Raw genomic sequence first — 25,932 nt, 5'->3', positions numbered from 1 at the left:
CCAACCAGCGCGTGACCAGCCGATGCTTCTTGCGCGAAGCAGGGCGGACGCTGAACTCGTTGGAACGCTTCATCATCAACATGTGCGAGAGAAGTGTATGTGAAACTATTGTTTGACGTTGGAGACTCGGGCCTGCTGTCTCTCGTGGAGTGTGTAATCATTTTTCGGATTCATCCCACGACTAAAGTCGTGGGCTTTCTCCTCAACTTCGTGTAACGGCTCCGAACGCGTAGATGATGGCTTCGCTAGTCCGATTCCGGGGCCGTCAACACGCCTTGAACGACCTCGATCCGCTCCTCTTCGAGATTGTGAACCACGTTCTGCATCTTCGTCGGCGTCTCCGGCCCCATCAACAGGTTGAGTCCGACCGGCGGCGATGCGTCGGCCGGTCGCGACGCCGCCCGCTCGAGTTGTCCCCGGAACCAGTCGAGCGACTCGGCCGTCGTGTCCGTCCACGCGCGCTCGTCGAACCCGGCGTCGGACAGCAATCGCGTGAGTTCGTCGGGCGCGACGAGAAAGCTGATCGAGGGATCGGTCGCCCACGGCACCGGGAATTGCGGCGAGCCGCCGGCGCCGGCACAGATTTCGTGGATCGCGAGTCGCCCGCCGGGGCGAAGGACGCGCCGGAGTTCCTCGAACAGTCGCGCCTTGTCCTCGACGTTTACGGCGACGTGTTGTAGCCACACGACGTCGAACGTCTCGTCCTCGAACGGCAGGTCGAGGGCGGTGCCGTGCTGGAACGTCACTCGGTCCTCGAGTCCGACGCGTTCGGTGAGCATCGTCGCGGCTCGACAGTATTCTTCGACGAGGTCGACGCCAGTCACGTCGCAGTCGAATTCGGCTGCGAGCGTTCGCGCCGGCCCTCCGACACCGCTGCCGACGTCCAGCACCCGGTCGTCGGCCTGAAGATCGACGAGGTCGGCGAGCGCTCTCGTCGCGTCGCGTCCCTGTATGTGAAACTCGTCGAGCGCGGCCGTGTCGTCTCTGGTGAGCGTCGCGGGGTCTTTGCCCGCGTTCTCGTAGGCCGTCAGAATCGTCTCCTCGAGATCGGTTCGGTCGTAGTTGTCGGTGATGGATCGTTCGTTCGGTTGCATAGGTTCTCACTCAGTGTCGCCGAGCAGCCGCGTCTGTCGTCGGCGTCGGTTCGTCGGCCGGTCGAAGCCAGCGTCGTCTGTATCCGTCGTATTCCGCTACGCTCGGATGGGGTATGAGACTATCCGTCACGGGAGGACGGTCCGCAAACCGTCGCTACCGAAACGTCGTCCAGTCCGTCGACGCTACCGCTCGAGTCGTCGTTCTGCGTCGACCAGCGCCTCCTGCGTGTCGATGCTCTCGAACGTCGTTTCGGAGATTCCCTCGTCCTCGAGCGCGCGCTCGTCGACGGTCGCGACGTCGAGGCGCTCGAGGGCGGCGACGATCCGTCCCTCGTCGGACTCGAGTGCGTCCGCACAGGCCGCGGCCATCGCGTCGGCGCGGTAGACCGCCTGGGTGGTCTGGTACCAGCCGTCCTCGAGGCGGACGACGGCCCCGTCGCGTCCGCGGGCGCGCTCCGCAAGTAGTTCGACGAGCGCGGGATCGACGAACGGCATGTCGCAGGCGACGACGGCCGCGTACTCGCGAGCGGTTGCCTCGAGTCCGACCCGAATGCCGGCCAGCGGGCCGCGGTCGGGGACGGGGTCTGTCGCGTACGCGGGCTCGATATCGCTGTCTGCGAACGCGCCTCGAATCGACTCCAGTTGGTCGTCCCGACAGTTGACGACGATGTCGTCGGCGACGGTCGCGAGTCGGTCGCCGACGCGGCGAATCAGCGGCGTCCCGGCGAGGTCGGCGACGGCCTTGTCGGTCTCACCGAAGCGCGTCGAGTACCCGCCCGCGAGGACGACGCCGCCGAGGGGAGTCGATCGATCTGGTGGCACGATTCGTGGTAGGGGCGAGCGGCGCTTAAATGGCAACGCTCTTCGCGTCCCGCATTCGAACGCTGTCTCGACGGACTCTCGGTGAGCGCAGACGAGCCCCACTCCGAAACTCTTTCGCGAGCCCAACGGACCGTCGGTGTCCTCGAGGGAGGACAGCACTCGTCGAAACCGTCGACGGCGTCGACCCACCAGAACAACCCGCCGGAGACGCGCTAGCGAATCTGGTCTTCGAGGTCGCGCATCGCATCGGCACGGACCGCTGAATAGACGGGACAGGTGTCCCGGTTACTCTCGAGACCGGAGATGATGTTTTGTCGGAGCGGGTGGCTACACGAACTGTGAAAGCGGTCGATGTGCGGACACTGAGAACACGATTCGGGGATTGATGGCAAATCCGTGTCCATTGGTGGCACAGATCACCCGTGGGCTAATAACCCTGTTGCTGGTGGCGGGCCGTCGGACTGTCGGTCGAGAGCTCAGTCGCACTCATCGCCGACGGAATCAGAGCCGTTTACCAGCCGCTTCGAATTCGCTCCCGCACAAAACTGTCGGCCAGCGACACTCCTCTGGACGGAGCGAACGACGTACTGGGACGTGGTCTCGGAACGGTAGCGACGACAGTCGTTGCCAGCGTCGAAATCCCCTTCCCAAGGGGGGCCCTACCGCCGATCATGACGACCGCGACGGTCAGCGCGGGGGCCAGACTCCACGTCGGCTTCCAGAACCTCTCGCTCGCGCGACGACGGCTCTACGGCGGCATCGGCGTCGGACTCGAGCAGCCACGCGTAACGGTCACGGCTGCTCCGGCCGCCGAAATCGAGTGCGACGACCCGCTGGTCCGCGAGTACGCCGCCCGCGCCGCCGACGTCCTCGAGGTTCCCGGCGTCGCGGTCACCGTCGAGGATCGCCTGCCGCGTCACGTCGGCCTCGGCAGCGGTACCCAGATCGCCCTGTCGGTGCTCGCCGCGACGGCCCGCGCCCACGGCCTCGAGCCCCGAGTTCGCGAACGCGCTCCCGCCATGGGCCGGGGCGGCCGCAGCGGCGTCGGCGTCGCGACCTTCGAGGACGGCGGCTTCGTCGTCGACGCCGGCCACCCGACGAACCGGTTTACAACCGAACCGCCGGCGGAAGGCGACTGGGCCGTCCCTCCCGTCGTCGCTCGCCACGAACTCCCCGCCGACTGGCGGTTCCTCGTCGTCGTCCCCGATGCCGATCCCGGCCGCAGCGGCGACGACGAGGACGCTAGCATGCGCGCCGTCGTCGAGCGCGCCGACCCCGCCGTCGCCGACGAACTCGCCGGCGTCGTCACCCGGAAACTGCTCCCCGCGGCCGCCGAGGGCCGACTCGAGGCCTTCGGCGCGGCCGTCGCCGAAATCGGTCGCAAGAACGGCGCCTGGTACGCCGACGCCCAGGGCGGCGTCTTCCGCCCGCCCGCGGGAGCGATCGTCGAATCCCTGGAGGAGTACACCATCCCGACGGGCGTCGGCCAGTCTTCGTGGGGCCCCGTCGTCTACGGCGTGACCGACACGGACCACGCCGACGAAGCCGACGCTGCCGCTCGAGACGCCCTCGCGGACAACGGCCTCGAGGGGCGAGTTATTCTGTCGGCGCCGTCCTCGAGCGGCGCGCGGATTCGAGCCGACGGAGATCGGTAGCGGGGTGCTCGAGGGACGGAACGCAAAACTCGTCGGGCGTGACGGTACCGAACGGTACGTCGCTTCGTGCCCGCCGCGAGGTTCGCGTGGAACCAGTATCGCCTGAACGCCTCGGGAACCCCGCCCCGATACCGACTTTCTACCGGATCGCGGGAACCGTACCCGTGGAGGGAGCGTCGCGATTCACTCTCGGAGCACATGACCCGTGGAACGTTCGCTGTGCTCCGTAACCAGACTGTGCTTCGCAGTAGCGCCACTCCCGTAGCCGCTGACCGTCACTGCACACCCGATCGCACGATGGTGGCGCGGTTCTCGCTCAGGCCGTTCGCTCCGAACCGCGGAACGCGAACGGGGGAGCGAAGCGACCCGTGAGTGGGCTGTTCGGTCAGTGTGCAATTCGTTTCAGTCGTTACTCTAGCGGTAGTAAATATGGGAAAGAAGTCAATAGCACGACGACTCAGCGAGCAGCGATCTCGATGGAACGTCTCGTGGGTGCGTCGAAGCCGCTGAATCAACGTTCACCGCGACGCAGTATTACCTCCTCGTCTTGCACTACCACGTCGAAACCCGCGTATTGAAACTGTACCCGGGTGTTCGTTTCGGCCCCAGTGATCAGTGTATTCAGTGCGTCCGGATCTACAGCGTCGTAGAGCGGCGGGAGGTCCAGCGGGTCACTGTCGGTCGTTTCTGCGACGGCTTCGATTACAGCGTTTACCGGAGTATTTTTCTCTACCGAACTCGCGATCATCACCTGATAATCGACCGTCAGTGTCCGTATGTCATCGGCCGTACCCTCTTCGGAGTTTATATAGTCCGTTCCTGGGCTAGCGTATGGAGAAGCAGTGCTTGCTGTCCACGCCGAAGACGAGTCGACAGCGCCGACGTCGAGATACCGAGATCCTCGGCGATCTCGTCCATCGTCGTCTCCCTCGGGACGGTGAAATATCCGTTTTCGAGGGCGGTACGGAGCGCTTCCTTTTGCCCGGTCGTAACACCGTATCGGCTTTCAAAGCCCCCGTCGTTCTTCATCGGCTTTTCTTCGTAGAGGTTGAGCAATTTGAATCGTCGATCCCGCTCGAGGCAGGCCTCTCGCAACCGAGCGACCGCATCACGCGATGGAAATCGAGCTAACAGCTCTTCCGTTTCAGCCGTCGTCGTAAGCCGGATAATCGTAATGTCGTGTTCTACAGAGATCGAGTGGACCGCTTGACGTTGACCGACATCCGATAGCCCGAGCCGATACAAACGTTTTTCTGGCAATTTTGTTAGACACTCGTAGGTGTCGATTGTCGAATCCGCAGCGAGTGCGCTTTCGTATCGTTCGAAGTCGCCCCCCGTGGCCCAGACGATGACTTTCCAGGGCTCGTCCCCTATCGAACGGATATCCTCGAAAAGAAGTTCCATATCTGGAACGCTTTCCAGAGCCTCTTGTCCCGGCGGTGGACCGACGTCTGCTCTCCCGATAAGGCCCATTAGCACTCGACTTGGGTTCGTTACGGATATAGCTTTACCAACACTACTGGAAAATGTATCGTCTCCTGGGTATGGAATTCGACCAGATTGACCTCTCTAACAGAGACCTCGATTTTCGTACCGACCGCCGCGTCACCTGTACTGACCGAGAGCGTCACATCCCGTTCGGAAGAACTCGTCTCACCGACTACTGATACGATCGACGTGACTGTCACCACCGCCACAATAGGTAAACGGGTACGCTGCCACTGACGCGATATGAAGCGGATGCCCCTCGGCGTCTCGAGGCTCGACCAACTGATCGGCGGGGGCGCCCCGGCCGGCAGCGTCGTCCTGCTCGCGGGGGAAGCCGGGGCCGGCGCACGCGAGTTCTGCTACACCGCCGCGGCGATGAACGGCCTCGCCGACCGCGATCCGGCGCAGTTCGACCGTTACTACGGCGCCCTCGAGTCGAACGCGACCCTCCCCGAGGCCGTCCACTACGTCTCGATCACGGGCGAGCGCTCGGCGATCGTCGACGAGATGCGCCTGGTGATGGACGACGACCTCGTCGCGGCGGGGATGGACGGCGTCTCGGTCGTCGAACTCGCGGAGCCGTACTTCAGGCGGACGCCTGTTCCGACAGAGTGGTACACCGACGGCGCCACCGACATCACCGACCTCGGCTCGCGCGTCGGTCGCGACGGCGGGGATCGAAGCGACCGCAGCGACGTCCTCGAGTCCCTCGGCAACTACCTGTCCGACCACGCGGCGGACAGCCTCGTCGTCGTCGACTCGATCACCGACCTCGTCGCGGCGGCCGACGACCACCTCGACTGGGCCGACCTCACCGTGCTCCTCCGGGGGCTCAAACGCGCCGCCCACCGCTGGGGCGGCGTCGTCCTCCTGCTGGTCAACGCCGAGGCGCTCGAGCCGACAGAGCTGGGCGCGCTCAAGGAAGCCACCGACGGCACCCTGCGCTTCGAGTGGGAAAGCGGCGGCTCCGAGCGCGCTCGAACGCTCGTCGTCGAGCAGTTCCGGGGCGTCCTCTCGCGGCTCGAGGACGAGGATATCGTCCGCTTCGAGACCGAGATTCACGACGGCGGCTTCGATATCAGTAACGTCCGAAAAATCCGCTGAAACGCCCGCAGGTCCGGATATCGAGCGCTGAGTCCGAACCAACCCTTATGCTCGGGTCGAACCACTATCGAGTAGACAGCATGTCGAGCGAAGACGATTCCGGCGGCGTTTCCGTTCCGCTTCCCGGCGACGTCACCGACTGGCTCGAGGACGACGCCGGTCGGCCCGACGAGAGCCGCGAGGAGAGCTGCCGACGCCTGATTCGGGCCGCTCACGCCGTCGCGACGACCGATGGAATCGAGCCTCGTGACCTCGAAGACCTCGAGGACGTCGCGTCCCTCCAGGCGGAGCTCGACGCCCAGCGAGAGGAGTTCACCGAGTTACTCGAGGACGTCCGCCGCCGCGTCATCCAGGTCAAACGCGAAACCGACGCGAAGGCGCCGGCGGACCACGACCACGAAGCCTACGCCGCGAGCGATGCGCTCGACGGTGTCGCAGCCGATCTCGCGGCCCTCCGCGACGACCACGCCGCCCTCGCGTCGACCGTCGACGACGGCTTCGACAACGTCGAGACGGTCCTCGAGGACGTCCTCGCCGAAACCGAAACGCTCGACGAGCGCACGACGACCCTCGCGTCGGTGCTCGTCGACCTCCGCGAACGGCGGACCGACGCCGACCGGCGAGAGCGCCACCGCGAGGCGGCCGACGAGCTAAAACTCGCCGCCAATCGGCTCGGGATCCGCACCGCGGACTGCGACGAGTGCGACGAGACGGTCGATCTCGCACTGTTGACGGCGCCCGCCTGTCCTCACTGTGCGACCCAGATCACCGACCTCGAAAAGCGCCAGGGCTTTTTCGGCTCGGACACGCTCGTCACCGGCGCGCCGCCGGCGCTCGAGGGGGCGGTCGACGACGGAAGCGACGAGGAACGCGGAACCGACGTCGACGCCGCCGACGAAGACGGCGTCGAGACCGTGACGACCGACGACGACGTGACGGCCGCGAGTACAGCCGTCGGCACCGACGCCGACCGACCGGAGACCGGCTTCGAGTTCAACCGAGAGCGATCCGTCCGATGACCGACGACGGCCCACGAACCGACGGCGAGTCGCTCGACGGATTCCCGGGATCGACTGACGACCTCGTGGTCTACTACGACGAGCCGGCCGAGTTCGAGCTGGACGAGACTGGCGCAGCCGCTGACGACTGTGACCGACTCGAGTGCGACTCGATCGGACCCAGTCCGAGCCCCGACGGCGGAACGGAATGCTCGAACGCCGTCCGCGGGGAAACGGAAGACTCGGACGCCGTCCACCGCAGATCCGAAGCGTCCGGTACGGACGCCGGGCCCGACGCAGCCCGTACGGGCGACCGCTCCGAACCGCTCGACGAACTGGTCACCGCGGTCGGCGACGCCGACGCCCCCCGAGACGACCGCTCGAGTGGCGATCCTGCCGTCGCCGACCGCTTCGAACGCGAGAACGTGTCCGAAATCGACGCCGAGCGGCTCTGGGAGCGCCTCGAGGGCATCGACGCGACGACGGGGCGTTCGAAAGGCGGGTTCGAGTTCGCGTACGAGGACGCTCCCGACGCCGCACTCGACGACGCCGTCCTCGAGCGCGACCGCGACCGCGCAGCGAGCGCGGTCGACAGCAGCGACGCCGACGAGTCCGCAACCGAAACCGCTTCGAACGATCGCGAGTACCGCGAAATCGACAAGCGAAGCTACTGTCACCAGTGCGAGTACTTCGCGACGCCGCCGGCGGTCGCCTGCACCCACGACGGCACCGACATCCTCGAACTCTCGTCGACCGATACGTTCCGGGTCGCCGACTGTCCCCGCGTGTTAGCGGACGAGGCGCTCGAAGAGCGAGAGTAGACGAAGGTCGGGAGTCGACGGCTTCAGTAGATCGGGAGGGCGGACGAGCCGAGAGATGCACTTTTGCGCCTCGACACGCTAGCTCGAGTATGCAGTTTTGCGACGACTGCGGTTCGATGATGAAAGCCCAGGGCGACCGTATGGTCTGTACGAGCGACGACTGCGGCGCCTCGAGCGAGCGCGACCGCGAGCAGGAAGACGCCTTCGTCACGACGGAGTCCCAGACGGACGACGACGTGATCGAGTCGGACGAGAACGCGAACTTCGAAGGCAAGCCGAAGGCGACCGACGTGGTCTGTGACGAGTGTGGCAACCAGGAAGCGTGGTACACGCTGAAACAGACCGCGTCGGCCGACGAGCCGCCGACGCGGTTTTTCAAGTGCACCGAGTGCGGAAAGCGCTGGCGCGGCTACAACTGAGCCGGGACGACCTGCGTCTGGGGTGTGTCGTTCTGCCGTTTCGTCGATTCCAACCACCTCACGGGCCGACTCGAGCTAGCGGGCGCCCTCGAGAGAGGGAAAACCGCCGAGGAAGAAGTGCGAGGCGACGCCGAACTCGGTGACGCCGTCGCGTCGGCCTCGATTAAAGCTAAACGACCCCCGTCCGTACAGACCGCCATGCGAACGCCAGCGGACAACGCGCAACTGGCACTCCTCCTCGAGGTCGCGGGCACGCCCAAACCGGGCAACGTCGACCGCCACCGCGATCTCGAGGACCTGCTGTTCGACCACTTTCTCGCCGGTTCGGTAGGTGCCCGTCGGGGCCTCGAGGCGGCCGAACGGGGCGAATCGATCGGAACCGCATTCGAACGGGCCGTCGAGGGAATGGCGGCCCAGGGCGGCGGGAACACGCAGTTCGGCGCCCTGCTCTTGCTCGTCCCGCTCGTTCGGGCGGCCGGCGATCACGCCGGCGATCGGACCGACGAGCGACGCAGCGGCCCTCGAAACCTCTCTCGGCCCGCGCTCGAGGCCGTCTGCGAAAATACGACCGTCGCGGACGCGGCCGGCTTCTACCGGGCGTTCGACCACGTCGACGTTTTCGTCGGTGACCCGCCGTCGGACATGGCGCCGCTCGACGTCCGGCGCGGCAGCGACGCCGTCCCCGCACTCGAGGATCGCGGCCTCACGTTACTGGACGTCATGAGCCGCAGCGTGCCGGGCGACGACGTCGCCCGCGAGTGGGTCGAGGGATACGAGCGTTCCTTCACCGCGGCGGAACGCCTCGCGGCGGCCGACGGCCCGCCGACCGATCGCGCAGCACAGGTGTTCCTGTCGCTGCTCGCCGACCGTCCGGACACGCTCGTCGCGACCCGCAGCGGCGAGGCTGTCGCCGAAGACGTCAGGGATCGAGCTGCCGACCTCGTCGAGCGAAACGCGCTCGAGGCGGCGCCCGAGGCCGTCGAGGCCTTCGGCGACGACCTCGTCGAGCGCGGGATCAACCCCGGGACGACGGCCGACCTCACCGCCGGCGGTCTGTTCGTCGCGCTCGAGCGGGAGGCGATCACGGTATGAGCGACGAGTGCAACGGCGGCGATTCCCGTCGCGCCGACACGGTAGCGAGCGACGCTCCCGATGCCGAGTGGCCCGTCGCGCTGTCGGGAGTCACCGAGACCGTCGTCACGACGCTGGGACCGAACGGACTGTGGAACGCCGCGCCGCTCGGCGTGTTCGCCGGCGGCGAGAGCGGCGAGAACGATGGAGACAACGGCGACGAAACCGACGGAAGCGACGGCGCGGGCGAAGCCGAAGGCGAACACGGAACCGCGGCCGCACCCGCCACCGCCCGCACGTGGGGAAACACACGCACTCGGCGAAACTTTCACAGACAGGGCGAGGGCTACGTCCAGTTCGTCGACGACCCCGTCGTCTTCGCCGACGCCGCGCTCTCGATCAGCGAGTCCGAGGAGCCGGTCCTCGAGTCGACTCGCGCGTGGGCCCGCGTCGCCGTCGAACCGGTCGCGTCCGGAACCGACGACGGAACCGAGTGGGAGCAGTGGGAGCTTCGACCGCTCGAGTCCGGGATCGAGTCGACGACGGTGCCGACGATCGATCGCGGCTTCGGCGCCGTTATCGAGGCCACCGTTGCCGCCTCGCGACTCGGCGTCCCGGGATACGACGACGCGGAACTGCGCGAGCGACTCGAGTACTTCGCCTCGGTCGTCGACCGGGCGGGCGGCCCTCGAGAGCGCGACGCCCTCGAGCGCGTCCGAGAGCACGCTGAGTGGTAACACCTCCAGACGACCGACTGCTCGACCTGTAGTTTAAGTCGGAAGCCGCGGCCAACCGGTGTCATGAAAGCACACTTCCGACGGGCGACGAAGGTCTACGTCAAGACGTTTCCGTTCGTCCTGCTCAGACTCGGTATCGGACTCCTGCTCGGCGCGGTCAGCGTCCTTTACTTCGGCGTCGCGTTCTACGTCGGCTACCGGTTGCTCGAGGCGGGAACGATCTCGGGCTGGATCGCGGTCGCCGGACTCCTCGCCGCAGTTGGACTGTTCGGCTGGCTCTGGCGACTGTTCAGTAGATACGTGTTGTACCTGGTCAAAGCGGGCCACATCGCCGTCATCGCGCGCGCGATCGAGACGGGTGACGTCCCCGACGATCAGCTTCGTTACGGAACCGCACAGGTGACCGAACGATTCGGCGAAGCCAGCGCGCTGTTCGCCGTCGATCAGGTGATCAAAGCCGTCCTCAAACAGTTCAACCGCGGCGTCGTCTCGGTTTCCTCGCTGTTCAGCGCCGTTCCAGCACTGAAAACCCTCGTCAAACTACTCGGGAAATCGGTCGCCGTCGCGGCGACCTACGTCGACGAGGCGATCATCGCCTACATGTTCGTCAGCGACGAGTCGAACCCGTGGCGGTCGGCTCGAGACGGCGTCGTCCTCTACGGCAAGCAGTGGAAACCAATTCTCGCCTCGACGATGGTGATCGTCTTCGGGCTGTACGCCGCGTCGTTCGTCCTGCTGCTGGCACTGACGCCGATTGCGGGCGTCCTCGGCGGGCTCTCGACGACGGTCGAACTCGCCGGCTGGATCGTCGTCGGTGGGACGTTCCTCACCCTCTACACCGGCCTCCTGAAACCGTGGATAAAAACCGTCGTGATCACGACGTTCCTCCTCGAGTCACGCGACGAGACGCCGGACAGCGAGACGATGGACCGCGTCGCGGCGCGCTCGGATCGATTCGAGACGCTCGTGAGCAAAGCTGGCGGCGACGGAACGGCTGGTCGGTCGCCCGCCGCTGAAACGCCACCAGTCGGCGAAACCGGCGCGTGAGCTCATCCGCGGTCATCGGCTTCGTGTCGACGCGATCGGCTGTCCCGCTTCCGGAGCGACGAAGAGAAAGGGATTAAGAGCCTCTGGACGGAACCCTCCGGTATGGCAATCAAACCGGCCTACGTCAAGAAGACCGGGAACCTCCTTCTGGAGCGGTACCCGGAGGCATTCACGACCGATTTCGAACAGAACAAAGAGAGCGTCCAGAAGCTCACCAACGTCGAGTCCAAGGGCGTCCGTAACCGGATCGCCGGCTACGTCACGCGCAAGAAGAGTTCCCAGACGGCTGCTGCGTAAGCGCACTTCTGTCTCGCGTTCGCTGAACTGACGTCCTCCCTCGAGAGCGAGAGCTGTCGCTTCCCTCCAATTCGAATCCAGCAGGCGATACAAACGGTCGAGCGGTTTCGAAACGAGTGTCGTTGGTTAGTGGTCGAAGCCGGGCTCCATGTAGAGAGCCATGACGAGCGCGACGGTGGCGACGAGCGCCGCGAACATGCCGCCGGCCGAGCCCGAAAGCAGCGTCATCTCGGTTCCGACGAGTTCCACGTTCTGATAGCCCGTCCAGAAGAAGACGAGCGCGACGAGCGCTGACAGCGCAGCGACGGCCGCCGCGCCGGTCTGGAAGCGCGTCTCGAACGGACCGACGCCACTGGAGTTCGCAGTCGAATTCGTCATCGCCACCACCCCGTGGTCGCGACTCGAGTCGATAGAGCGTACATCGATCGGTGGATTCGTCCGGAGTTTCTTAACGGCTTCTATGGGCGGCGGGTCCGCGCCGGGGGCCGCGAGAGGAAAACCCAAACCGTTTTGCGGACACGCCACTGAGTGCGGGAAAATGGCAGTACGAGTAGGCGTCCTCGGCGCAACTGGTGCCGTTGGACAGCGACTAATCCAGCTTCTCGAGCCCCACCCGGAGTTCGAGATCGCCGCACTGACCGCGAGTGAATCGAGCGCCGGCAAGACGTACCGACAGGCCGCAAAGTGGCGCGTCGACAGTCCCATCCCGGACGACGTCGCCGAGATGACCGTCTCCGCGACCGACCCCGACGAGGTTCCGGACGACGTCGACCTCCTGTTCTCGTCGCTTCCCTCGAGCGTCGGCGAACAGGTCGAGCCAGCCTTCTGTGAGGCCGGCTACGTCATGTCTTCGAACTCGTCGAACGCCCGGATGGCCGACGACGTTCCCCTCGTCATCCCCGAGGTCAACGCCGAGCACATCGATCTGCTCGAGGTCCAGCGCGACGAGCGCGGCTGGGACGGCGCGATGGTCAAGAATCCCAACTGTTCGACGATCACCTTCGTTCCGACGCTCGCCGCCCTCGAGCAGTTCGGCCTCGAGGAAGTCCACGTCGCGACCCTGCAGGCCGTCTCCGGCGCGGGCTACGACGGCGTCAGCTCGATGGAGATCATCGACAACGCCATCCCCTACATCGGCAGCGAGGAGGAGAAACTCGAGACCGAGTCCCGCAAGCTCCTCGGCGAGTTCGACGGCGCCGAACTCAGCCACAACAGCGTCGAGGTCGCGGCGTCCTGTAACCGCATCCCGACGATCGACGGCCACCTCGAGAACGTCTGGGTCGAGACCGAAGACGACCTGACACCCGAGGACGCCGCCGACGCGATGCGGGCGTACCCCTCGCTCGAGCTTCGGTCCTCGCCCGACCAGCTCATCCACGTCTTCGACGAGCCCGACCGACCCCAGCCCCGGATGGACCGAACCCTCGGCGACGGCATGGCCATCGCCGCGGGCGGCCTGCGGGAGTCGACGTTCGACCTGCAGTACAACTGCCTGGCGCACAACACCATCCGCGGTGCCGCCGGCGCGAGCGTCCTGAACGGCGAACTGCTGCTCGATCAGGGCTACATCTAGACGGAAGACCGTCAGGCCCGTTCGATTTTCGACGACGTGTTTCTTCTCTGGCCTCGGGCTCGAGCGCGGGTGCTCGGACTCGAGGTCCGGAGCAACGACACAGCGTCGGGAGGACGAGTTTTGCGGAGATAACAACTACACCACGAGTAATTAGTACCCAATATAGTTTGGCGGTGTGTACTACTCCGTCCGTCGCCAACTGACGGTATGCTTCCAGTCATCGCCGATCCGGAGTCGCTGTCGTCGCCCGGCGGTTCACGCGCGTCCGACTCGCAATTCGACGTTCTCGCGGACCGACGGCGCCGAGCCGTGCTTCGCTATCTGGCCGATACCGACGGAAGCGCCTCGTTGTCCGCCCTCGCGGATCACCTGGTCGCCGGTCCCGAGGCAGGCGCGGACGACGGGGGCGCCCTCGCCAGCGCCGGCGACGCCCTGTTCGGGACGCGTCGTCGCGTCCAGATCTCGCTGCGTCACAGTCACGTGCCGAAACTGGCCGACGCCGGCGCCGTCGAGTTCGATCACGATGCCAACACCGTCACGCTGTACGAACGAGGGGTGAAACTGCTCGAGCGGGCGGGCGCGGTCGACGAGGACGGCGAGAACGGTGGCCGTTCCCAGCGGGTCGAAGCCGAAACCGAACTCGAGACGACGCCGTAGACGACACGAACACGGAAGCGATAGCCGGATCGAACGAGACGTTCGGAACAGAAATTCCGTCGATCAGGAGTCTTGCTGTGGGAGCGCAACGACCGGGATAGACGCTTCTTTGACCATCCGCCGAGCGACGTCGCCGGTCAGCAGCTCCGCCAGTCGGTTCCCCTTTCTGGGGTTGAAGACGACGGCGTCGGCGCCGCGTTCGTCGGCCTCGTCGAAGATCCGTTCGACGATATCGGTGCCGAGGAGCACGTCCGTCTCTACCGCCGTATCGGTTTCCTCGAGCACGCCGCGCATGCGCTCGAAAATTTCTTCGGCGTACTCCCTGCGACGGTCCATCGGCGCCTTGTCGGGCGTGCCGCCGCCCTTCTCGATCACGTTCACGAGGACGACCGTCGTGGTCGGTGTGAGATGCGGAATCAATCCCCGTGCCGTTCGTTCGCCGTCGTCCGGATCGGCCGCGGGGACGATGACCGTCCCGTCGAACGCGAGCGTCATCGGGATCCCTCCGATCGTCGAGTCGGTCGGTCGCGATCGGACGAACGGGTGAGTCTCGTAGCTGGTGACAGGTCCATATCTTCGAATTCGGGCGACGCCGTCAAAAAACTGCAGTTCGTGACATCGGTCGACGGAGAGTACTCAGGGGAGTACCTGATTCTCGAGTTCGGCGTCGGGATCCTCGTCGAACCGACGCGCGTTCTCGGCGACGATATCGGCGAGGCGCTCGTAGTACGCGGGCGTGTGGCCGGCGTTGTGGGGCGTGATCTGCACGTTTCCGAAGTTCCACAGCGGGTGCTCTTCCGGCAGCGGTTCGGGATCGGTGACGTCGAGCGACGCGCCGCGGATCCACCCCGAGCGCAACGCAGAGACGAGGTCGTCGGTGTCGACGACCGGACCGCGGGCGACGTTCACGAGGACGGCGTCGGGATCCATCGTGACGAACGCCGCCTCGTCGATCAGCCCGCGGGTCGTCTCCGTGAGCGGACAGGCGAGCACGAGGTAGTCGGCTCGGGAGAGCGCGTCGTGGAACGCCTCGCCCTCGAAGCCGACCACCTCGTCGGTCGGGCCGCCCTTCTCCGGCGAGTAGCGCACGCCTATCGTTTCGACGCCGAAGGGCTCGAGACGCTCGGCGACGGCCTCACCGATCGCACCCAGACCGACGATCGTCACCGTCGATCCCTGCAGCTCGTGGGCCTGGTAGTGGCGCCACTCCCGGTTTCGCTGCTGGCGCGCGCCGACGTGAAAGCGCCGCGTAAAGCGAAGGATCGCACCCAGCACGTGTTCGCCGATATTCGGCCCGTGGACGCCTGACGCGTTCGTCACCGCGACGCCCCGTTCCTCGAGTCGGTCGAGCGGCAGGTGGCCGGTGCCGGCGTAGGCGCAGGCGAAAACCTCGAGTTCCGCGGCGGCCTCGAGCAATTCCTCTCCGAACGTCATTCCGGTGACGAACCGGGCGTCCGCGATCGCCTCGCGTTCGGCCGCTGGTGTCCGCGCGAGTTCGACCGACCGATCGGGCAGTCGCTCGCGGATCGCGGCGGCGTACTGTTCGACTGGCATGCCGTGGGTTCCCGTTCGAAGGACGAGGACGTCCGGTGGCGTCGACATAGCCGGTCCAACGCGGGCCCCGACCATCAAAACCACAGTTCCCGGGTCGCGACCGAATCAGGACCGGCGGTAGATCCGCGAGCGCTTGTAGACGGGTTCGAACTGCTCCTTTAGGTCCTGTGGCATCGTCTCGGCCTTCCCGAGCACGAAATAGCCACCCGGGCGCAGCGCGTCGTAAAGCTTCTCGAGGACGATCTGCTGGTAGTTCGCGTCGAGATAGATGAAGAAGTTCCGACACAGGATCAGGTCGTAGCTGCCGGTGATCCGATCGTTGATGAGGTCGAACCGATCGAACTCGACGGCGCGTTTGATCTCGTCGCTGACCTCGAACGCGTCGGTTCCCTCGATCGTCGTCCGTTCGACGTAGGACTCGTGATCGTCGAGATACTCGAGTTCCGAGGCGACGTCGGCGGTCCGTCGCTGTTCGTAGACGCCGGAGCGGGCACTGGAGAGGATCTCCTCGTCGATGTCGCTGGCGCGAATCGACACGCGGTTAGCGTCGACGCCGTCCGTATCGCGGGCCAGCATGGCGAGCGAGTAGGGTTCGCGACCGTCCGAGCAGGGGACCGACCAGATCGAAATTCCGCCGCTCGCGTCTTCCTGGGCCGTCTCGAGGACGTCTCTGAGCCCGTCCCAGATCGACGGATCGCGGTAAAAGGATGTGACGTTGACGCTCAGTGCGTCGAGCAACGCGGTGCGTTCCTCGCCGTCGTCGGCTTTCAAGAGGGACAGATAGCTCTCGTAGTCGTCCCGCTCGAGGTGATTTCGAGAGAGTCGCGAGCGGATGCGCCGGCGGAGGTATTTGGTCGCGTAGTACGTCGTCGCGAAGCCGTACTCGGATTCGATATACGAGAGGAGGCGTTCGAAGTCAGGATCGGCATCCTGACGGTCGGGCTCGATGGATCGTGTCGTGTGTGTCTTTGTCATTGTCGTTGCGTTCCGCCTACACCGTCTGCACGTCGAGCATCATGACGACCTCGCCCTCGCCGAGGACGGCCGCGCCGCTGATGCCCGTGATTCCGCTGAGCGAGCCTTCGAAGGGCTTGATGACGACTTCTTCCTGACCGGTCATCCCGTTACAGCGCAACGCGACCTGCCGGACGTCGTCTTTGATTCGCACGATCAGATCGTCGTCGGTCGATTCGGCCTCGGGCGCCGACAGCGCCTCACCGAGGTCGATGATCGGGTAGACCCTATCCTCGTGGTTGAGCACCGACGTGGACTCCATCTGCTGGATCGAGACCGCCTCGAGCGCCGAGATGTCGGCGATGTTCTTGATCGGCACGCCGTAAGTTTCCTCGCCGACACTGACGAACAGCACGCGGACGATCGCGACGCTGACGGGGAGACTGAGCGTGATCGACGTCCCCTCGCCGGGCTCGCTTTCGACGTTGATCGAGCCGTCGACGCCGCGGACGGTCTCGTTGACCACGTCCATCCCGACGCCGCGACCGCTGACCTCGGTTACCTCCTCGTTCGTCGAGAAGCCGGGGTGGAAGATGAGGTCGTACACCTCCGATTCCTCCATGTACTCGATCTCCTCGGCCGAGACGATCCCGCGGTCGATCGCTTTCGATTTGATTCGCTCGACGTCGAGACCGGCGCCGTCGTCCTCGACCGTAATTCGCACCCGGTCGCGCTCGCGCTCCCCGCGGAGTTCGATCGTCCCGGTTCGGGGCTTGCCGTTCTCCTCACGGACCTCGGGCGGTTCGATCCCGTGATCGACCGCGTTGCGAAGCAGGTGAACGAGCGGGTCGCGCATCTCGTTTAAGATCGAGCGATCCATCTCGATGTCGACGGCGTCCATCTCGAAGTCGATCTCCTTCTCCTGGTCGCGCGCCAGATCTCGAACCAGCCGCGGGAAGTGTCCCGCGATCGTTCGCAACGGAACGAGGCGCATGTCGAGGACGGTGTCCTGGAGCTTCGAGGTGATCTTGTCGTGTTCGTTGAGTTCGTCCTCGGCCTCCGGCACGCCGATATCCTCGATGATGTTTCGCAGTTTGATCCGGCTCGTAACCATCTCCTCGACCTGGTTGTAGAGGTCGTCGACGGTCTCGACGTCGACCCGAATCGACTCGATTTCGGCGTTGCCGCGGTCGAGAACCGTCGACGAACTGGCGTTGCTCGAGTCGGTCGACTCCGTGTCCGTCCCCTCGTCGGTCCCGTCGGCCCCGGTGGTCGTCTCACCAGCAGCGACGGCAGCGAGGTCGTCGGTCACGTCGACGACCGTCACCGACTCGAGGTACCGGCTCTCCTCGAAGGCCGCTTCGACGGCCGAGCGTTCGGACGACTCGGGGTCGCCGCTGTCGTCGGCACCCTCATCACCGGCGTCCTCACCGCCGACGCCGGCGGGAACGTCGCCGTCGACGGAGACGAAGAGGTCGAATTCGGCGTCGAACTCGCCGGCTTCGATCGCCGATCGCTCCGGATCCGTTGCGTGAAGCACGAACTCGGAGTCCGTCTGATCGAGGACGAACATCGCGTCGACGCGCTTGGTCGCGCTGTCGCCGATATCGGCCGTGACGCGGTAGACGGCCTCGGCTTCGGTGGCGTCCGTCTCGGCGACGGTCGACAGGAGTTCCGCGTCGACGGCAACGGCGTCGGCTGGGGCCGCTGTCGCATCCGAAGACTCTGGCGAGTCGGCCGGCTCGTCCATCGCTTCGATCGAGGCTCGAATCTCGTCGACCAGCCCCGACGGATCCGTCTCCGTCTCGCCGGTCTCGGAAATCTCGTCGACCATTACTTCGAGCTGGTCGACGGCCCGAAAGAGGAGATCCATCCGGTCGCTCGAGACGTCGATCGCGCCGTCGCGGATCTCGTCGAGCAGGTCTTCCATCCCGTGTGCGAGATTGCTCGCCTCGGGAAACCCCATCGCGCCGAAGTTCCCCTTCAGATTGTGGCTGACCCGAAAGAGTGCGTCGATGGCGCTTGCGTCGGAGGTGTCGTTCTCGAGGACGAGCAACGCGTTGTTCAGATCGAGCAGGTCCTCTTCGGTCTCGCGAACGAAGGTGTCGAAGACGTCGCTCATCGAGGGCCCTCCGTCCGTCTCTGGACCAGGTGATCGGCGTGGCGAACGGCTCCGACGAGAGCGTCGCAGCCGATCATGAGTGGACGTCCTCGATTGCGACGTTGACCGTCTCTCCCTCGAACGGCTTCGCGATGTAGCCGTCCGCGCCGGCCTCGATCGCTTTCTTCATTCGGTCCTGTTGCGTGACGCTCGTACAGAAGACGATCTTGATCGTCGGGTCGATCTCCTTGATCTGTCGCGTCGCTTCGATACCGTCTACCTCGGGCATGACGATGTCCATCATCACGACGTCGATCGAGTCCGACTGGTCCGAGACGATCTCGATCGCGTCGGCGCCGTCTCCGGCCTCGCCGACGACGGTGTGATGGTCCTCGAGGGCGTCGCGAAGGAGTTCGCGCATGACCTCGGAATCGTCCACGAGGAGCAGATGTGCCATTGAGACATAGAGGAAAGGTAGACGACAAAAATCATACGGCCGTCCCGGATTTTCCGCGTCCCTCGAGCTCGGATTCTGGCCCGTCAGACGACCTCGAGCGCCCTCGAGAGGCGTCGACCGTGGAACGTTCCGACGAGCGGGTCGAACGGCCATAACAGATATACCCTCGACTATCAGACGCCGAAACTGCCAGAGCGTTTATACACTGACCGGTCCTTGTCCGGCCCACACGACCGCGTTCCGAAACCGCTCGCGCTACCCGGGGATGGGGACGCGAGACGCAGCGCGGAACGCGACGGAACACTCACCGCTACGATGACTGACGAACACACCGATCCGACGACTGGACCAGCGACGGACGAGTCGGTCACCGAGACCGACGCGACGTTCGAAATGCACGAGCCGAACGCGACCGACGGCGGTCCCGTTCCGGGCCACGACCTCGAGTTGACCTTCGACGAAACCGGCGGCGAACGGATGCCGGTCCACACCGGCGGCGACTCCCTCGAGATGGTCACCGAGGTCGATACGGTCGCCGCCGACGCGACGAAGTTGCTGTACTTCGAACTCAACGGTAGCACGTTCGCAGTCGACCTGACTGAAATCGCGTCCGTCGAAACGCTGTCCGGACTCACTCGATATCCGCGCGCACCCGCGCCGATCGACGGCGTCACGGATCTTCGCGGACAGATTATCGCCGTCCTCAACCCCAAAGTCGTCCTCGAGATCCCGATCGAGACGGACCGACTCGAGGTCGGCAACGATTACGTGATCGTCGCCGAGGAGTTCGAGGACGAACACCGAATCGGGATCCGCGTCGACAGCATCGACCGCGTCGAGTCCTGTACCGACGACCGGATCACCCCGGCCGACGAAATCGACCAGCTCGGACTACTCGGCATTCCGAAAGAGCAACTCGTCGGAATCGTCCAGGACGAACGGGACGGCGAACGCGTCCAGATCCCGTGGCTTCGCATCGACGCGCTCGCAGGGCAACTCCAGAACGCCGACGACGGCGAGACGGCGACGGCTACGTTCCAGTAGCCGTCGCGGCGGAGAGCCGACCCCGTTTCGTTCGCCGCGCTCGACGAACTGTAGACGGCGAGCGACTGAAAACTCTCGAAACCAGGAGACCGAACGGCTTCCGGCGCTATATCCAGACGTCGGTCGGATCGATCCAGACGACGAAGCGATCCTCACGGCGGACGATACCCGCGATACCCGTGCTGTCGACGCCTGTATCGACCGTCTCCGGATCGAGCGTGTGGACCTGCTGTACCTCGTCGGCGAGCCAGCCGATCCGCTCGTCGGCGCCGCGTTTCCGCTTGAAGACGATGATTCGGTTCCCGTGCGAACGATCCTCGAGGTCGAACATCGTCTTGAGATTGACGATCTTCGTCGTCTCGCCGCGCAGATCCATGACGCCCTCGACGTGTGCCGGCGTGTTCGGAATCGACGTGATCTCCGCTGCGTTGACGATTTCGGCGATGTAGCCGATCTCGACGCAGTATCGGTTTCCGGCGAGATCGAACTCGAGGACGTGCGCGTCGTCGCTATCGAATGCTTGGTCCTGTGTCTGTGTCTGTGTCTGTGTCTGTGTCTGTGGTTGCTCGTGCTCCTGTTCCCGGTTTTGCTCCCGTTCTTCGTCGTGATTCTGTAGTGTCACTCCCATGTCTCACACCTCGGTCGCTCGAATCGGCGGCTCGTCTCGACCCTCGTCGACCGTCGCCGTCGCCGCCGAGCGTCGGTCGGCTCCGCGAACCTCGCGCCGGTTTCGCGGTCGGACGTGCTCGCAGCCACGCGTACTGTTACCTCGTGGGTCCCGACTCGAGCCATTCGCTCGGTTGTTTCCGATGCGGATACATAACTCCGCTGGCCCCAGATGCGGGAGTATTGGTCACGCGTTCACTAATAGAGTGAAACGTGGGTGTTCCGCAACTCAGCTCTCGTATCGAGAGTTGAGCCCAAACAGGTATGGGTGAATAGAAGTCGACTGGCCACATTCTTTATACAGGAGTCGTTAGAACCCGAGTTCATGGCCGTGAAGGTACTCATCGTCGACAACTCGGAAGTGATGCGGGAGGTGCTTCACGAGGCGATTCAGGACGAATTCCACGTCATCGGCGAAGCAGAAGACGGACAGGGAGCGATCGAGGCCGTCGAGAACTTCGACGTCGACGTGATCATGATGGACATGGTGATGCCCGGCGTCGACGGCGTCGAGGCGACGCGAAAGATCAAGCAACTCGACCCCAGCGTCAAGGTCATCTTCTGTACCAGCGTGACACAGCAAGAGCGGATGAAACCCGCCATCGAGGCCGGCGCCGACGGCTACATCATGAAGCCGTTCGAGAACAGCACGATCCGCGAGGCGATCGTCGACGTAACGACCTGATGGTCCGCGCCGTCATCGCCGACGACTCCGGCGTCATGCGGAAAATCCTCGAGGAGATGCTCGAGGACGCCGGCATCGAGGTCGTCGCTACCGCACACAACGGCCACAGCGCAGTGGAGGCGATCCTCGAGCACGAGCCCGACGTCGCGACCGTCGACATCGATATGCCCGGGCTCGACGGCCTCGAGGTGATCGATCGCGTCCTCGCCGAGCGACCGACGCCGATCCTGGTCATCAGCGCACAGACCGGCGACCGCGCCGACGTCACGTTCGAGGCGCTCGACCGGGGAGCGGTCGATTTCATCCCGAAGCCGAGCGGCCGTGCGGCCGTCGACATCTGGGCGCGGACGGACGAAATCGTCGACACCGTCCGGGCGACTGCGGCCGTCGATCCGGCAACCCTGTCGGGTGTCGACGCTGACGCGAGCCCGAGCGCCGGTGACAACCGCGTTTCGGCGGCAAAAACGGGCCCGTCCGCGTCGACGCAGACGCAACTCGAGTCGATATCCGCACAGCCGACGCTCGTGATCGGCGCGTCCACCGGCGGCCCGCAGGTCGTCGAGCGCGTGCTGGCCGAACTTCCACAGCGCGCAGCGCTTCGGATACTGGTCGTCCAGCATATGGTCGCCGAGTATACGAGTCGGTTCGCAAAGCGGTTGAACGCGAAGACGGCGTACGACGTCCGCGAGGCGACCGACGGCGAGACGATCGACGCGGGTGAAGCGGTCGTGGCGAAAGGTGGCTACCATCTCCGCGTGACGGCGTTTCGCAACGGCAAGCTGTCCGTCGCGTACGACGACGGACCGGAGCGACACAACGTTAAACCGGCAATCGACGTGACGATGGAGACGGCGGCAGACGTCGTCGACGACCGACTCATCGGCGTCGTCCTAACTGGGATGGGCAAAGACGGCGCGGCCGGCCTCTCCGCGATCGCCGCCGCTGGCGGCAAGACGATCGCACAGGACGAAACCACCGCCCGCGTCTACGGCATGCCGAAGGCGGCCGCCGAAACTGGTGACCTCGATATGGTCCTCCCCGACGACCGCGTCGCAGAGGGCATCGTCAACGCCGTCGAGGGGTGGACCTGATGATCGACATCGAGTTTGACACCGCGACCCGACCACCGGTGCTCGTGGCAGCGAACGATGGGGACCCGGCCGCCGTTCCGGGCACCCGAAAGCGGAACGCGGACCGGTACGAGAAGCGCCCCCAATCGGCACGAAACCAGTCACGGCACGCTCGAGTTCGGCCAAGAGAGTCGACGGACACACCGCCGTCACGCTCCGGACGGGCGAGCGGGACGTGCCCCGATGCGAAGATCCGACACCCATGAGTATGAACTTAGACCTACGGAAGCTAGAGCAGTTCGATCAGATGGCCATCGACGGCGCCGACGGCGCGAGCGATCGCCTCTCGGGACTGACCGGCGTCGACACCGACGTCGGCTGTACCCGCTTACACGTCGTCTCGGCCGAAGAAGTTACCCGCGAGTTCGAACGCGACGAGACGCTCGCGATCACCATTTCCCTCGAGGGCTTTCTCGAGGGGGAAGCCGTTACCGTCTTCGACAAGGGAAGTGCCGGCGAACTCGCGGAGTCGTTCATGCCGATGCTCCCTGAGGACGGGTACACGCCGAAACACGAAGCCGCCGTCGAGGAGATCTGTAACGTGATGGTAAGCGGTTACGTCGACGGCTGGGCGAACGTCCACGACGAGTCGATCGTCATGTCGCCGCCGACCGTCGTCTCGAGTGCGCTCCCCGACGAGGACGGGACCGACTTCGCCCCCGTCGACGGCGCAAACCACGTCGTCTCCCAGCGGAGTTCGATCTCGACGCCGGACGAGGACGTCGGCTTCCAGATGTACCTTTTCCTCGACGAGCACTCCGGCGAATCGTTGCTCGGAACGGACGCCGAGGAGGGGGCGATTACGGACGACAGTCTCGACCTCCTGCAGGCGATCGCCAGGGAGGGGACGGCGTCGATCTCCGACCGACTCGCGGCGACCGACAGCCACATCGAGGCGACGGTCGACTCCCTCGAGATCGTTCCCGCCGAACGCCTCTCCGCGGAGACTGCCGATACGGCCGGCGTCGCGACGGTCGTCGAACTCCTCGACCCGCCGAGTGGCTGCGTGCTCGTCCTCTTCGACGAGGACTCGGCGTCGACCGTCGCGGACCTGATCGAGCCGTCCTCGATCGATTCTGTCGCCGCTGAGAGCCCGGTCGAGACGGACTCCGATACGGACGCGTCGGTCGAATCGCTCGGTGCGCTCGTCGCGACGAGCCTCGTCGACGGCGTCGCCGATGCCACCGGCCGCGAGATCGAAACGGCGGCTCCTGCCGTGGTCCACGACATGCGCTCGTCGATCGTCACCGACGCCGTCGTCAACCTCGACCCCCGCGATCGGTTCGTCGTCACGCTCGGCGCCACCCTCGAGTCGGCGGAAACGGAACTCGACTGCGATATTTACACGCTGTTGACGCCGGACGAACTCTCGCGGGAGTGGTCCCAGGAATGAGCGGCGACATTCCGATCTACGGGGCCGACGATCCGACGGAGACGGACGACGAGAACGACGCGACGTCCGACGACGCCGGGATCCCGATTTACGGTCTCGACGACGAAGACGGATCGGATGGCCACGCAAACGCGAACACGAATGCGAACGCGAACGCCGACGAGGACGAAGACGACGGCGGCATCTCGATCTACGGTCCAGCGACCGACGGCGACGGCGCGGCCGACTCGACTGCAGGCGACGACGGAGACGACGGAGACGACGGAGACGACGGAGACGATGGTGACGATAGCGGCGACTTCGATATTCCAGTCTTCGGCGAGGCGACCGACGACGATGACGGAGACGCCGCCGACCGAGAGCCGATCGCCGTCGGCGTCGCCGAGTACGCCGTCACCGCCGAGGGTCACCCGCTTCGAACGAGCGGTCTCGGCTCCTGTATCGGCGTCGCCATCCACGACGAAACCGCGGGCGTCAGCGGACTCTTACACTACATGCTTCCCTGCGCCGCCGAATCGAACAGCCGGAACCACGCCGACGCCAAGTTCGCCGATACCGGAATCGACGCGCTGGTGTCCGCCTTCGCCGACGCCGGCGGTGACGTGGCCGCGGCGACGGTGAAACTCGCCGGCGGCGCGACGATGGTCGACTTCCAGCGAAACCGCACGCCAGTCGGCGGACGGAATGTCGAGGCCGCGCGCCGGATTCTCTCCGACCACGGACTCTCGATCCACGCGAAGGACGTCGGCGGCGACATGGGACGCTCGCTCGAGTTCGACCCCCGGACCGGCTCGCTCGTCGTGACCGGTGCGGACGGGACCGAACGAAAACTGTGATCGAAATCGTACCTGAAACCGTGACCGTGCTCTCTCCGACGACCACCCGACTCGTCTTCTCGGTCCCACCTGGATCTGCGTCCGCGTCCACGTCTACGACTACGACTACGTCTGTTGGTACCCGACGATCCCGGTCCGATTCGCCTCCGTCGCAGACGAGCGAGAAGAACAGACCTATGATCGACGACGCGAACACCGACCAACGAGTGCCGTACTGAGTTCGACGCGATGGCCTGGCAAATCGATCCAAGCGGTTTCGACGACAAGACCCTCTCGAGCGACCTCGAGGAGGAGATGAACCGCCACCCCCACCTCGACGACCACATCACGTCGATCCACGACCAAACGGGGACGTACCCCCAGTACGTCGACGAACCCGAGGACCATCACAACACGATGGTCGATCACCCGAACTACTGCTGGCAGATCGACGACGTCGTCTTTATCCACGTCTACGGCGACCGCGATCAGGACCCGATCTACTACACGATCGAGCCGTCGCTGACCCACGACGAGATCACGCTGTTCCGAACGGTCAAACGGCGCGTCCTAAACGAGAGCGTCACCGGCCCCGGACAGGTCGACCCGGACGCGGTCGACGAGGTACTGGGACAGGTAATCTCGGTGACCAGCGACGGGAGCCCCGAAGAGCGAACGATGGTCGAAGACGTCCTCGCGCGACTTCGATCCGCGCTCTCGACCGCGCCGATCACGCTCGATCAGTGGACCTACGACCGGCTTCGATACCAGTTCCGCCGCGACGTGCTCGGACTCGGTCCGCTCGAGCCCGTGTTGCTCGACGACACCAACGAGGACATCCACGTCCTCGCCCACGACAACCTCCACGTCTACAACGACGTCTTCGGACTCCTGCAGACGGACATCGACTTCGGCTCGGAGTACGAGTACGAACACTTCCTGCGGTCGATGGGCGAACGGATCGGCGACCCCCTCTCCGACGCCGAGCCGATCACCGACGGGACGCTGCCCGACGGCTCGCGATTCAACGTCGTGTTCAGCGACGACGTCTCCGTCAAGGGCCCCTCGATGACGATCCGCCAGCAAGACGAGATTCCGCTGACGATGCCCGCGATCACCCGCGGCGGCACCTTCTCGCCGACGGCCGCGGCCTACCTCTGGCTCGCGATGGAAAACGAAGCCAGCGCGATCGTCGCCGGCGAGACGGCGTCGGGGAAGACGACGACGCTCAACGCCGTCACCTCCTTCATCCCCGACGACGCGAAAATCTTCACCGCGGAGGACACCGCCGAGGTCAGCCCGCCACACGATACCTGGCAGCAACTCCTGACGCTGTCTCTTATACACATC

General features: G+C 65.1%; 27 protein-coding genes and 1 pseudogene (1 of these 28 cut by a window edge). 17 read left to right on the top strand and 11 right to left on the bottom strand.

Features of this window, described 5'->3' with window-relative positions; genetic code table 11:
- Nucleotides 1-245: 245 nt before the first annotated feature.
- Nucleotides 246-1,094: an SAM-dependent methyltransferase gene (locus tag C493_RS20720; RefSeq protein WP_007261454.1), complete on the bottom strand. Its 849-nt coding sequence runs from the start codon at nucleotides 1,092-1,094 to the stop codon at nucleotides 246-248.
- Nucleotides 1,095-1,277: 183 nt separating this feature from the next.
- Entirely contained in the window at nucleotides 1,278-1,916 is a 639-nt protein-coding gene (gene mobA / locus C493_RS20715) for a molybdenum cofactor guanylyltransferase (protein ID WP_007261453.1), read from the bottom strand.
- Between the two features lie 671 nt (nucleotides 1,917-2,587).
- On the opposite strand from mobA, the gene C493_RS20710 reads away from it, so the two are divergent.
- Nucleotides 2,588-3,571 carry a beta-ribofuranosylaminobenzene 5'-phosphate synthase family protein gene (locus C493_RS20710; RefSeq protein WP_007261452.1) on the top strand — a complete coding sequence of 328 codons (984 nt, stop codon included), beginning with the start codon at nucleotides 2,588-2,590 and terminating at the stop codon, nucleotides 3,569-3,571.
- A gap of 511 nt (nucleotides 3,572-4,082) precedes the next feature.
- Here C493_RS20710 and C493_RS20705 read toward each other — a convergent pair.
- Nucleotides 4,083-4,319 carry a HalOD1 output domain-containing protein gene (locus tag C493_RS20705; protein WP_007261451.1) on the bottom strand — a complete coding sequence of 79 codons (237 nt, stop codon included), beginning with the start codon at nucleotides 4,317-4,319 and terminating at the stop codon, nucleotides 4,083-4,085.
- Between the two features lie 56 nt (nucleotides 4,320-4,375).
- Nucleotides 4,376-5,044 carry a helix-turn-helix domain-containing protein gene (locus C493_RS20700; protein WP_007261450.1) on the bottom strand — a complete coding sequence of 223 codons (669 nt, stop codon included), beginning with the start codon at nucleotides 5,042-5,044 and terminating at the stop codon, nucleotides 4,376-4,378.
- Nucleotides 5,045-5,302: 258 nt separating this feature from the next.
- On the opposite strand from C493_RS20700, the gene C493_RS20695 reads away from it, so the two are divergent.
- From C493_RS20695 to C493_RS20660, 8 genes are all read left to right on the top strand, one after another.
- Complete coding sequence (locus C493_RS20695; protein WP_049889549.1) at nucleotides 5,303-6,163, top strand: RAD55 family ATPase; 861 nt, start codon at nucleotides 5,303-5,305, stop codon at nucleotides 6,161-6,163.
- A gap of 80 nt (nucleotides 6,164-6,243) precedes the next feature.
- Nucleotides 6,244-7,182, top strand: a complete 939-nt coding sequence (locus C493_RS20690; RefSeq protein WP_007261448.1) for a hypothetical protein — start codon at nucleotides 6,244-6,246, stop codon at nucleotides 7,180-7,182.
- Nucleotides 7,179-7,982 carry a hypothetical protein gene (locus C493_RS20685; RefSeq protein ID WP_007261447.1) on the top strand — a complete coding sequence of 268 codons (804 nt, stop codon included), beginning with the start codon at nucleotides 7,179-7,181 and terminating at the stop codon, nucleotides 7,980-7,982. Before C493_RS20690 ends, C493_RS20685 begins: the two co-directional genes overlap by 4 nt.
- Before the next feature lie 89 nt (nucleotides 7,983-8,071).
- Nucleotides 8,072-8,401, top strand: a complete 330-nt coding sequence (locus tag C493_RS20680; RefSeq protein ID WP_007261446.1) for a transcription factor S — start codon at nucleotides 8,072-8,074, stop codon at nucleotides 8,399-8,401.
- A 198-nt stretch (nucleotides 8,402-8,599) separates the two neighbouring features.
- Nucleotides 8,600-9,493, top strand: a complete 894-nt coding sequence (locus C493_RS20675; RefSeq protein WP_049889551.1) for a triphosphoribosyl-dephospho-CoA synthase — start codon at nucleotides 8,600-8,602, stop codon at nucleotides 9,491-9,493.
- Nucleotides 9,490-10,209 carry a DUF447 domain-containing protein gene (locus C493_RS20670; protein ID WP_007261444.1) on the top strand — a complete coding sequence of 240 codons (720 nt, stop codon included), beginning with the start codon at nucleotides 9,490-9,492 and terminating at the stop codon, nucleotides 10,207-10,209. Before C493_RS20675 ends, C493_RS20670 begins: the two co-directional genes overlap by 4 nt.
- Before the next feature lie 63 nt (nucleotides 10,210-10,272).
- Complete coding sequence (locus C493_RS20665) at nucleotides 10,273-11,256, top strand: hypothetical protein (RefSeq protein ID WP_007261443.1); 984 nt, start codon at nucleotides 10,273-10,275, stop codon at nucleotides 11,254-11,256.
- A 102-nt stretch (nucleotides 11,257-11,358) separates the two neighbouring features.
- Nucleotides 11,359-11,553, top strand: a complete 195-nt coding sequence (locus tag C493_RS20660) for a 30S ribosomal protein S17e (protein WP_007261442.1) — start codon at nucleotides 11,359-11,361, stop codon at nucleotides 11,551-11,553.
- A gap of 126 nt (nucleotides 11,554-11,679) precedes the next feature.
- Here the strand turns inward: C493_RS20660 and C493_RS20655 are convergent, their stop codons facing one another.
- The gene (locus tag C493_RS20655) at nucleotides 11,680-11,931 is read right to left on the bottom strand and encodes a hypothetical protein (RefSeq protein WP_049889548.1); all 252 of its coding nucleotides are present in this window, start codon (nucleotides 11,929-11,931) and stop codon (nucleotides 11,680-11,682) included.
- 160 nt (nucleotides 11,932-12,091) lie between these two features.
- Between C493_RS20655 and asd the strand changes: the two genes are divergently transcribed.
- Both asd and C493_RS20645 read left to right on the top strand, forming a co-directional pair.
- Entirely contained in the window at nucleotides 12,092-13,126 is a 1,035-nt protein-coding gene (gene asd, locus C493_RS20650; RefSeq protein WP_007261440.1) for an aspartate-semialdehyde dehydrogenase, read from the top strand.
- 207 nt (nucleotides 13,127-13,333) lie between these two features.
- Nucleotides 13,334-13,783, top strand: coding sequence for a DUF7344 domain-containing protein (locus C493_RS20645; protein WP_007261439.1), 450 nt, complete (start codon nucleotides 13,334-13,336; stop codon nucleotides 13,781-13,783).
- 63 nt (nucleotides 13,784-13,846) lie between these two features.
- Here the strand turns inward: C493_RS20645 and C493_RS20640 are convergent, their stop codons facing one another.
- From C493_RS20640 to C493_RS20620, 5 genes are all read right to left on the bottom strand, one after another.
- Nucleotides 13,847-14,278 carry a universal stress protein gene (locus C493_RS20640; protein ID WP_007261438.1) on the bottom strand — a complete coding sequence of 144 codons (432 nt, stop codon included), beginning with the start codon at nucleotides 14,276-14,278 and terminating at the stop codon, nucleotides 13,847-13,849.
- Nucleotides 14,279-14,419: 141 nt separating this feature from the next.
- Complete coding sequence (locus tag C493_RS20635; protein WP_007261437.1) at nucleotides 14,420-15,385, bottom strand: D-2-hydroxyacid dehydrogenase; 966 nt, start codon at nucleotides 15,383-15,385, stop codon at nucleotides 14,420-14,422.
- A gap of 57 nt (nucleotides 15,386-15,442) precedes the next feature.
- Complete coding sequence (locus tag C493_RS20630; RefSeq protein WP_007261436.1) at nucleotides 15,443-16,312, bottom strand: CheR family methyltransferase; 870 nt, start codon at nucleotides 16,310-16,312, stop codon at nucleotides 15,443-15,445.
- 16 nt (nucleotides 16,313-16,328) lie between these two features.
- Nucleotides 16,329-18,413, bottom strand: a complete 2,085-nt coding sequence (locus C493_RS20625) for a chemotaxis protein CheA (RefSeq protein ID WP_007261435.1) — start codon at nucleotides 18,411-18,413, stop codon at nucleotides 16,329-16,331.
- Nucleotides 18,414-18,486: 73 nt separating this feature from the next.
- The gene (locus tag C493_RS20620; protein WP_007261434.1) at nucleotides 18,487-18,849 is read right to left on the bottom strand and encodes a response regulator; all 363 of its coding nucleotides are present in this window, start codon (nucleotides 18,847-18,849) and stop codon (nucleotides 18,487-18,489) included.
- 315 nt (nucleotides 18,850-19,164) lie between these two features.
- Between C493_RS20620 and C493_RS20615 the strand changes: the two genes are divergently transcribed.
- Nucleotides 19,165-19,893 carry a chemotaxis protein CheW gene (locus tag C493_RS20615; protein WP_007261433.1) on the top strand — a complete coding sequence of 243 codons (729 nt, stop codon included), beginning with the start codon at nucleotides 19,165-19,167 and terminating at the stop codon, nucleotides 19,891-19,893.
- Nucleotides 19,894-19,999: 106 nt separating this feature from the next.
- Here C493_RS20615 and C493_RS20610 read toward each other — a convergent pair whose 3' ends face one another.
- Nucleotides 20,000-20,521, bottom strand: coding sequence for a chemotaxis protein CheW (locus C493_RS20610; protein WP_007261432.1), 522 nt, complete (start codon nucleotides 20,519-20,521; stop codon nucleotides 20,000-20,002).
- Nucleotides 20,522-20,884: 363 nt separating this feature from the next.
- On the opposite strand from C493_RS20610, the gene C493_RS20605 reads away from it, so the two are divergent.
- The 5 genes and pseudogenes from C493_RS20605 to C493_RS24175 form a co-directional block, all read left to right on the top strand.
- Nucleotides 20,885-21,244 (top strand): response regulator, encoded by a 360-nt coding sequence (locus C493_RS20605; RefSeq protein WP_007261431.1) that lies wholly within the window; start codon nucleotides 20,885-20,887, stop codon nucleotides 21,242-21,244.
- Nucleotides 21,244-22,335 (top strand): chemotaxis-specific protein-glutamate methyltransferase CheB, encoded by a 1,092-nt coding sequence (gene cheB, locus C493_RS20600; RefSeq protein ID WP_007261430.1) that lies wholly within the window; start codon nucleotides 21,244-21,246, stop codon nucleotides 22,333-22,335. The genes C493_RS20605 and cheB overlap by 1 nt, the downstream gene beginning before the upstream one ends.
- Nucleotides 22,336-22,576: 241 nt before the next feature.
- Nucleotides 22,577-23,767 (top strand): chemotaxis protein CheC, encoded by a 1,191-nt coding sequence (locus C493_RS20595; RefSeq protein WP_241430929.1) that lies wholly within the window; start codon nucleotides 22,577-22,579, stop codon nucleotides 23,765-23,767.
- On the top strand, nucleotides 23,764-24,603 hold the full coding sequence (locus C493_RS20590) for a chemotaxis protein CheD (RefSeq protein ID WP_007261428.1): 840 nt from the start codon (nucleotides 23,764-23,766) through the stop codon (nucleotides 24,601-24,603). Before C493_RS20595 ends, C493_RS20590 begins: the two co-directional genes overlap by 4 nt.
- A 228-nt stretch (nucleotides 24,604-24,831) precedes the next feature.
- A pseudogene (locus C493_RS24175) lies at nucleotides 24,832-25,932 on the top strand (type II/IV secretion system ATPase subunit); its annotated part runs 556 nt beyond the window's last position; the annotation flags it as partial.

It is taken from the genome of Natronolimnohabitans innermongolicus JCM 12255, assembly GCF_000337215.1.
Classification (GTDB): Archaea; Halobacteriota; Halobacteria; order Halobacteriales; family Natrialbaceae; genus Natronolimnohabitans; species Natronolimnohabitans innermongolicus.
The sequence above is the reverse complement of the archived record's forward strand: the minus strand, read 5'-3'. Positions and strand labels throughout refer to the sequence as shown.